General features: G+C 49.4%; 4 protein-coding genes. All 4 read left to right on the forward strand.

Features of this window, described 5'->3' with window-relative positions; translation table 11 throughout:
* The first annotated feature begins 168 nt into the window (after positions 1-168).
* The 4 genes from VB081_RS14350 to rpe are packed head-to-tail and all read left to right on the forward strand — an operon-like array spanning position 169 to position 4,314.
* Complete coding sequence (locus VB081_RS14350) at positions 169-906, forward strand: Stp1/IreP family PP2C-type Ser/Thr phosphatase (protein WP_323401461.1); 738 nt, start codon at positions 169-171, stop codon at positions 904-906.
* Positions 903-2,807: a protein kinase domain-containing protein gene (locus VB081_RS14355; protein ID WP_323401462.1), complete on the forward strand. Its 1,905-nt coding sequence runs from the start codon at positions 903-905 to the stop codon at positions 2,805-2,807. The genes VB081_RS14350 and VB081_RS14355 overlap by 4 nt, the downstream gene beginning before the upstream one ends.
* A gap of 17 nt (positions 2,808-2,824) precedes the next feature.
* Positions 2,825-3,673: a ribosome small subunit-dependent GTPase A gene (rsgA, locus tag VB081_RS14360; protein WP_323401464.1), complete on the forward strand. Its 849-nt coding sequence runs from the start codon at positions 2,825-2,827 to the stop codon at positions 3,671-3,673.
* Entirely contained in the window at positions 3,670-4,314 is a 645-nt protein-coding gene (gene rpe / locus VB081_RS14365; protein ID WP_323401463.1) for a ribulose-phosphate 3-epimerase, read from the forward strand. The genes rsgA and rpe overlap by 4 nt, the downstream gene beginning before the upstream one ends.
* Positions 4,315-4,460: the final 146 nt, after the last annotated feature.

Here is a 4,460-nt window from a genome sequence, read left to right on the forward strand (position 1 = left end):
ATTGGATTGGATTTGAAAGCGCCTGTCAAACGCAGGGTCTATGCATTTTGTGATATGCTCACAAAGGCGGGGCTCAGCGCGACAGTCCGTCAGTCTATGGGCGGGGACATCGCGGGGGCATGCGGACAGTTGAAACAGCAATATCAATCGAAAAAGTAAGGGGTATCCATGAAAACGTCAGCAAAAAGCCATGTTGGTAAGGTAAGGACAGTCAACGAAGACACCGTTTATTTGCATACGGATATAAAACCGTGCTACATGATGGTAGCGGACGGGATGGGCGGTCACGCGGCTGGGGAAGTCGCCAGCAGGATCACCTGTGATTCGATTCGCCGTTACATTGACGAGCATCATTTGACGGAACTGACAAAAGACGATATCCTGCGTGCCATAGATTTTGCCAATGCCGCCCTTAGAACAGAGATGGAAAAGGACGAGCTGCTCAATGGTATGGGCACGACGCTGACGTTTGCCGCGATCAAGGGCGACGATATCATCATTGCACAGGTGGGTGATTCACGCGCCTATCACTTCAACGGTGATGTGGTACGCAAGGTGACGGACGACCATACCTATGTGCAATATTTGATCGACAGCGGCGTGATCAAGGGGAAGGCCGCTTCTGAGTATCCCTTCAAAAATATCATCACCCGCGCCATTGGCATGAAAGACTTGAAGGTCGATTTCTTTGAATTCACATGGCAGGATCAGGATATGCTCCTTTTATGCTCGGACGGGCTTACGAACTATGCGGATGACAACGTTTTAAAACAGGTATTATCGGAAAATTCGAGTCTCAGCCATAAAACGGATAAGCTGGTGGATATCGCGCTTGACGGCGGTGGTAAAGACAATATTTCTGTCGTTATCGCGCAGCAGGTAAAAGAAGGAGATAAAACGGTATGATTGAACCGAATATGCTCCTTGCGGGCAGGTATCGCCTGATCAAACAAATAGACGCCGGTGGCTCCGCTTACATTTATCAGGCATTCGACGAAAAATCCAAGCAAACGGTCGCTGTCAAAGTCTTAAAGCCGGAGTTGACGGAAAACGAGGAGTTTATCCAACGCTTCAAAAAAGAAGTGCAGGCTTCCCTTAAGTTAAGGCATGCGAATATTATCCGGGCATATGACGCGGGATATGATCAGGGGACTTATTATATCGTTATGGACTTGATCGAAGGCAAGACGCTGAAGCATTTGATCAATATCAACGGGCCGTTGCCCCTAAAATATGTGATTAGTGTGGCAAAAAAGCTTTGTCTTGCGCTGGAATATGCACATGTGAAAGGTTTTGTGCATCGCGACATCAAGCCGCACAACGTGATGATAGACATGACAGGGGAACCGTATATCGCGGACTTCGGTATTGCGAAAAACATTGCACAAAACACGATCACCGTGGAAGATAACAGCGTTATGGGTTCCGTCCATTACTTCTCGCCGGAGCAGGCGCGCGGGGAACGCGCCGACAAACGTTCGGACATTTATTCCCTTGGCATCCTGATCTATGAGATGCTATGCGGACAGGTGCCTTTTGACGCAGACAGCTCTGTAGCGATCGCCTTAAAGCATATCAATGACGAAATGCCCGACATAACAAAGCTTGTTTCAGGCGTTCCGGAGAGTGTCAATAAGATCATCCGGAAGGCGACACAGAAGGATAAGCACTTTCGCTATAAATCCGCATTCAATATGTACGAAGACCTGCAGCGTTGCTTAAGCGAGCCGGATGGCGCGTATATCAGGTATACCGAAAGCAAGCGCACACAGCAGCATATGGAAGAAATGCATGCACGTCGTTCCAAGAGGAGTCTTACCAAGCTTTTCATTACCTACGGAATAGCGGCGGCCGTTATTGTAGCGATCATATTTATGGTGAGCGGCGTGATCAGCGCTAATAGCTCGAAGCCGCAACCACTGCCGGATTTTGTCGGCATGACACAAAAAAACGCATTGGAAGCGACACGGAATTTAGATATCCAACCAACCTTTACCTATGAATACTCTTCGGAGGCGGAAAAGGACATCGTGATCCGGCAGGATCCGGTCGCGGGCTCCGAAGTGAAACGGGGCGATCCGGTCACACTGATCGTGAGCAACGGCACGGGTACGGATGTGATGCCCGATGTTTTGGGGATGGATATCGAACAGGCAAAAAAGACGTTGGCAGAACAAGGGATCACTGTGAGCCAGACGCTGGAGCAAACAGACGGCGATGCGCCGATCAATTCCGTCGTCAGTCAACAGCCGAAAGAAGGGGAATCCGTTTCACAAAGCGGCGGCGTGATACTAATCGTCAAAAAAGCGCCGGACACGTTAAAGATCGCCTTGCCGGACGTACAGGGCGTACAGATCAGCGACGCACTGACGCAGCTAAAGGCAGAAGGACTGGAGAAGTTCTTTATCTATGATGAGCCAAATGAAGCCAATGGCGGGGTCGTACTGTCGCAAAACCCGCAACCGGGGGCAGAACAGATCGTCAGCAGGCCCTTGAGCCTGCATATCTCGAAATTTGATTATGCGCCATATACGTATACAGGAACCATAGATGTAACGATCCCCAGCAACGAAACTTCGGTCAAAATAGGAATTCAGGGTTCGATCAACGATATTTCTGTTTATTATATCGTATATGACCAGACGCTTGCGGCGGGCAAACAGACGATAGCGCTCGATGTTGAGAAGGTCTTTGATTCAAAGGATGCTACGCTCAGCAGAAATTTGGTTGTATTCATCAACGATACGCAAGACACAAGAGCAACCGCGCAAAGTGTAACATTTAACAGAGTGCAAGGAGGCAACTGATCATTCAGGGCAGGATTATCAAAGGAATCGGCGGATTCTATTATGTAAGTGATAAAAACGGCGAGATTTACGAATGCAAAGCGCGCGGTCGGTTTCGCAAGCAGGGTATCGTGCCTTGTGTAGGCGACTATGTGGAATTTGAACCGCAGTCTGAAGGGTACGGGGCAATCGAAGATATTCTGCCACGCAAGAACCAGCTGGTTCGACCGGCGGTCGCGAACATCGACAGTGTGATCCTTGTCGTGTCTGCAGATAAGCCGGATATCGATTTTTTGCTGTGCGATAAGCTGCTCATTCAGGCAGACCGCATGGGTATCCATCCTGTACTTGCGATCAATAAAACAGACCTCAACAAAGATAACGCATACGTGATCAACGAGCAATATTCTTATTATGACACCGTTTATGTTTCAGCGCTCGAGCATCACGGGATCGAAGATTTGGAGGATGTGATCCGCGACCGGTGTGTGTGCCTCGCAGGGCAGTCTGCCGTAGGTAAGTCGTCGCTTGTGAATGCACTAAGCGAGGAGCTTCAGCTTAAGACAGGCGGGCTAAGTAAAAAATCGGAACGTGGAAAGCACACGACAAGGCAGGCGGAACTGATCTATTTAAAGGATTTGAACGCCTATATCGTAGATACGCCGGGGTTTTCAATGTTTGATATGGGCGATCTGAAAAAAGAAGAGCTGGGGCAGTATTACCGTGAATTTACGGAGTACGCCGGGGAATGCCGCTTTTCATCCTGTATGCATGATCAAGAGCCGGAATGCGCTGTAAAGTCTGCCCTCGAAGCAGGGGAGATCAGCGCGGAACGCTATGATAGATATTTAAAATTATTGAATCTGATTGGAGAGAGGAAAGAATGATCAAGATAGCACCTTCGATTTTATCAGCAGATTTTGGCAACATGGCACGCGACATTGAAATGCTCAACAGGGCAGGCGTGGACTATGTACATTGCGACGTGATGGACGGCATGTTTGTGCCCAATATGACGTTTGGGTTCCAGATGATCAGCGCGGTCAAAAAGGTGGCGGCAGCGCCGCTTGACGTACATTTGATGATCGAACAGCCCGAGCGCTATGTAGAGCGCTTCGCAGAAGCCGGATCTGACATCATTTCCGTACATGTGGAGGCAACGAACCATTTGCAGCGTACGCTCAAACAGATTTCCGGGTGTGGCGTAAAGGCCGCCGCAGTGCTCAATCCGGCGACTCCTCTGGAAACACTGAAGTATGTGATGGACGATGTGGATCTGATATTGCTGATGTCTGTTAATCCGGGCTATGGCGGGCAAAGTTTTATTCCGGCAGTGCTTGGTAAAATAACAGAGCTGCGCAAAATGATCACCGCCACAGGAAAAGACATCGAACTCGAGATCGATGGCGGTGTTACCTTTGATAATTGTAAAACGATCATAGACGCAGGCGCAAACGTATTGGTTGCGGGCAGTGCAGTGTTTAATGCCGAGGATCCGGTTGCCGCTGTGAGCCGTTTGAGGGGTTAGAACGGATGCGTGCCGTACTGGCTGCCGCCGGAGAAAAACCATCAAAAGAGTTTGCGCGCAAGCACTTGCAGTCTGCCGACTTAAAGATCGCCGTAGATGGAGGGCTTTCCATCTTTGAGGACTGCGGCGTCATGCCTGATCTGATG

This window comes from Christensenella sp., from assembly GCF_034927525.1.
In the GTDB taxonomy this organism is placed as follows: domain Bacteria; phylum Bacillota; class Clostridia; order Christensenellales; family Christensenellaceae; genus Christensenella.

Bases quoted from the DNA above. Each gene is read 5' to 3' on its own strand.
- rpe (WP_323401463.1), top strand. From the start codon at position 3,670: ATGATCAAGATAGCACCTTCGATTTTATCAGCAGATTTTGGCAACATG.
- VB081_RS14350 (WP_323401461.1), top strand. From the start codon at position 169: ATGAAAACGTCAGCAAAAAGCCATGTTGGTAAGGTAAGGACAGTCAAC.
- VB081_RS14355 (WP_323401462.1), top strand. From the start codon at position 903: ATGATTGAACCGAATATGCTCCTTGCGGGCAGGTATCGCCTGATCAAA.